Annotated in this window: 3 protein-coding genes; all 3 read right to left on the bottom strand. The window is 68.4% G+C overall.

The features are described 5' to 3' along the window. On the bottom strand, window positions 1–602 hold a 602-nt coding region (gene steA, locus QOI01_RS06755; protein ID WP_526379411.1), incomplete at its 3' end, for a putative cytokinetic ring protein SteA. Window positions 603–694: 92 nt separating this feature from the next. After that, the gene (gene recN / locus QOI01_RS06750) at window positions 695–2,467 is read right to left on the bottom strand and encodes a DNA repair protein RecN (protein WP_526379410.1); all 1,773 of its coding nucleotides are present in this window, start codon (window positions 2,465–2,467) and stop codon (window positions 695–697) included. After that, the coding region (locus QOI01_RS06745) for an NAD kinase (protein ID WP_526379409.1) at window positions 2,457–3,378 on the bottom strand (922 nt) is incomplete at its 5' end. The genes recN and QOI01_RS06745, both read right to left, overlap by 11 nt.

Genomic DNA, 3,378 nt, shown 5'->3' with positions numbered 1-3,378 from the left:
GGCTTGAGCGCCTTGAGATCCTCGGCGGCGTCGGCCTCGTCGGCGACGATGACGACGTGCCTGCGGTGCAGGTCGACGTCGATGTCCGGGATGCCCATCCCGTCGATCAGCAGCGGGCTCTCGCTGCGGATGAACTCGATCGTGTTGCCCGCGAACGCCTCCAGGTGCGCGACCAGACCGCTCTTCGCCTCGTGCATGAGGTCGTGGATCTCTTCGTCGTTGCGTTCGGTGCCGTGAGCGATGCGACGGTCACCGGAGTAGACGCCACCGTTGTGCAGCCGAACCCTTGCGCCGTCCTTCACCTTCTTGAAGACCTCGGGGCCCACCTCGTCGATGAGCATCACGCCGTTGGCGACGAGCACCTCCGGCCCGAGGTTCGGGTAGCGGCCCGAGATCGAAGGGGACGCGTTGACGACGGCGGCGACGTTGGCGTCGACGAGCGCGTCGGCGGTGATCCGGTCGAGGTCGAGCGCGTCGATGACGACGACGTCGCCGGGGCCGACGCGGCGAAGAAGGCGGTCGATGTCGCGATCGACGCGGGCCGTACCGGACACGCCGGGCCGAAGGCCGGCATTACGCGAAAGCAGCGCTGACATCTTCATGGGGGAATTCTGTCGGCCAACCCTCAAGTTGAGGTGTAGGCGCGCCGTAACACCAGCCTCAGAAGTAATCTTCTGTCACATCCGTAACAGACTCAGGTGAGCTGTTCCTGCTCCGTTTCCTTCTGCGCCGAGTCCAGCAGTTCGCGCGCGTGCGCCCGGCCGCTGTCGGACTCGCCGAGCCCTGCGAGCATGCGCGCCAACTCTCCGACCCTGTCGTCGTCGTCGAGGCGTCGCACCTCGCTGGACCTGCCCTTGCCCGTACTGCTGTCGACGACCAGGTGCACGTCGGCATAGGCCGCGACCTGAGGCAGGTGGGTTACGACGATCACCTGATGGGTCCGGGCCAGCCGCGCCAACCGCCGTCCGATCTGTACGGCCGCCCGGCCTCCGACACCGGCGTCGACCTCGTCGAAGACCATGGTGGTGCCCTCCGCCGAGGCGGCGAGCACGACCTCGAGGGCCAACATCACACGCGACAACTCGCCGCCTGATGCGCTCTTGGCCAGCGGCAGCACGTCGGACCCGGAGTGCGGCGTGAACCCGAACTCGACGGCGTCGACGCCGTCCTGCCCGGCGTGCACCACCGCGCCGGACGGCAGCCTCAGCGGGGCCGAGTCATCGGCCCGCGCCACCAGCGCTCCCACCGCGATGCTGAAACCCGCATCCGACATCGCCAGGCCCGCCAGCTCGGCCGTCACCGCCTTCGCCATCGCCTTGGCAGCCTTGGTGCGCACCTTCGTCACGTCCAGCGCCGTCGCGACGACCTTCGACTCGAGCTGGTCCACCTGTTTGGCCAGCGCCGCCAGACCTTCTTCGGAGACGTCGAGTTGTGCCAGCCGGGCACGCGCCTCATTGGCCCAGTCCAGCACTCCGTCGACGTCGGCGGCATATTTGCGCGTCAGGTTGCGCAATTCGCCCTGTCGCGCGAGTTTGGCTTCCAAAGTGCTTGCATCGCTTGGCAGCTCGCTCAGGTAATCACCGAGCTCTCCTGACACGTCACTAGCGATCGCGAGCGCCTCGCCGAGTCGGTCGCCCAGCACCCGAAGCGCCGAATCATCGGTGCTCTGCAGCGCGGACTTCGCCTGTCCGATCCAGTCCACCGCCGACACCGCACCCTGAGCGGGTTCGTCGAGCTCACCGGACAGGCCCACCCGCGCCGTCTGCGCCGCGTCCCGCAGCGCATCCAGCTCGGACAGCCTGCGGATCTCGGCCACCAGCGTCTCGTCCTCGCCGAGTTGCGGCGCCACGGCGTCGATCTCACCCAGCCCGAACTGGAGACGGTCGGCTTCCAGCGCGAGCTCGCGCGCCCGCTGCCGCCGATCGGTCAGGTCCCGCCGCAAGGTGAGCCACTCGTCTCGCAGGCCCCGGTACCGCGCCAACGGTGCGTCGACGTCGGCGAACCGGTCGAGTGCGGAGCGTTGCTCGTCGGAGCGCATCAACCTCAGCTGGTCGTTCTGGCCATGCAGCGCGAGGAGTTCGGTGGTGAACGTGCTCAGCGACTTGGCGGGCACGCTGCGTCCACCGAGATACGCCCGCGACGGACCCTCGCGACTGACCGAACGCGCTGCGATCACGCTGCCGTCGTCGTCGCGGTCCGCGCCCGAGGAGTCCAGGATCTCGTCGACCCTGTCCGCGACCGTCCCGCCGAGCTCCTTGGTGGTGAAGCGACCCTCGACGACGGCACGTTCCGAACCCGACCGGACGCGACTGGCATCCGCACGGGCGCCCCCGAGGAGGTGCAGACCGGTGACCACCATCGTCTTGCCCGCGCCGGTCTCCCCCGTCAGCACCGTGAGCCCGCGGTCGAACTCCGCGGTGGCAGCCCTGATCGCACCGAGCTCTTGGATGCGGATCTCAGCGAGCACTGTGCCCACGCCAACCGGTGACGGGCAACTGGAACTTGCGTACCAGTCGGTCGGTGAACGGCGCACTGTCCAGGCGCACCCACTTCAGAGGCGTGCCGCAGCGCGTGACCTCGAGGCGCCCGCCCGCGGGCACGACCATCTCGCGGCGGCCGTCACAGAACACCATTGCGTCATAACCGCTGGCCTCGACCTCGATCGCGATGGATGCGTCCGGGCTGGTCACCATCGGCCGGGCGAACAGCGCGTGCGCATTGTTCGGCACCACCAGAATCGACTCGAGGTCGGGCCAGAGGATCGGGCCACCGGCGGAGAAGGCGTACGCCGTCGATCCCGTCGGTGTCGACACCAGCACTCCGTCGCAACCGAACGTCGAGACCGGCCTGCCGTCGACCTCGAGCACCACGCCGAGCACGCCGAGCCGAGGTCCCTTCTCGAGGCTGGCCTCATTCAGCGCCCAGCCGCGATGCGCGATCTGACCGTCGATGCGCACGACGATGTCGAGCGTCATGCGCTCCTCGACGCGGTAGTTGCGGTTGATCACGTGGTCGAGCACGGAGTCGATGGCATCTGCCTCCGCCTCGGCCAGGAAGCCGATGCGCCCCAGGTTGACGCCGAGCACGGGGATCTCCACGTTGCGGGCGAGTTCGGCGGCGCGCAGGAACGTGCCGTCACCGCCGAGGACGAGCACGAGTTCGCACCCTTCGGCGGCGCGTTCGTCGACGTCCACGACCTGGATGTCGGCCCCCAGCGAGGTGATGTCGTCGCCCCCGAGATAGAACGGCTCGTGGTCGACCTGTTCTGCGGCGAGTACCCGCAGTCCGATGCCGTTCTCGCTGAGCACCTTCTGCACCCGACGGGCCGTTTCGGTGGCTTCGTCGCGGCCGGTATGCACGACGAGCAGAATCTGGCGT

Source organism: Mycobacterium sp. (assembly GCF_032162605.1).
GTDB lineage: Bacteria > Actinomycetota > Actinomycetes > Mycobacteriales > Mycobacteriaceae > Mycobacterium.
Note: the sequence above shows the minus strand (reverse complement) of the source record. Positions and strands in the feature narration are given on the sequence as shown.